Below are 529 nucleotides of genomic sequence, written 5' to 3'. Positions count from 1 at the left end.
TCATGCGGGTATACCGGTACCGCTTATTTTGATGAAGACGGCAACCCAACGGACGACCCCAGCAAGGATAAATGCTCCGGACTGCTTTCGACGGGGTGTGAAACACGCTTCGGAAAAGGTAAACCGCTCCCGTTCGGTGGCTTTCCCGGCTCTGCGTTGATAAAGAGGTAGTCATGCGTAAACATATTATTACTGCGTTATTGGCCCATGCAAAAGACGCTTATCCTGCGGAATGCTGTGGGCTGGTGGTACAAATCGACCGTAAACAGGTTTACGTTCGTTGCATCAACACTGCACCAGAATCAGGTGAGCAATTTCGTATTGATCCGGTTGAATATGTGGCAGCAGAGGAAAGCGGGACGATTATTGCCATTGCTCATAGCCACCCAGACGCTACAACTCAACCCTCACAGCTAGATATTGCGCAGTGTGACGTGTCACAAATGCCATGGATAATTGCCAGTTGGCCAGAGGGGGATGTTCGCCAGATTATGCCGAGCGAGGGAATAAAACCCCTCAAGGGGAGGCC

At 51.0% G+C, this 529-nt stretch carries 1 protein-coding gene and 1 pseudogene; both read left to right on the top strand.

The window, feature by feature from the left end:
• Window positions 1-171: pseudogene (locus HUZ92_RS20720) on the top strand (phage minor tail protein L); the annotation flags it as partial.
• Window positions 172-173: 2 nt separating this feature from the next.
• A partial coding sequence (locus HUZ92_RS20715) for a C40 family peptidase (RefSeq protein ID WP_174846896.1) occupies window positions 174-529 on the top strand: 356 nt, incomplete at its 3' end.

The organism is Yersinia vastinensis (assembly GCF_902726565.1).
GTDB classification, from domain to species: domain Bacteria; phylum Pseudomonadota; class Gammaproteobacteria; order Enterobacterales; family Enterobacteriaceae; genus Yersinia; species Yersinia vastinensis.
The sequence above is the reverse complement of the archived record's forward strand: the minus strand, read 5'-3'. Positions and strand labels throughout refer to the sequence as shown.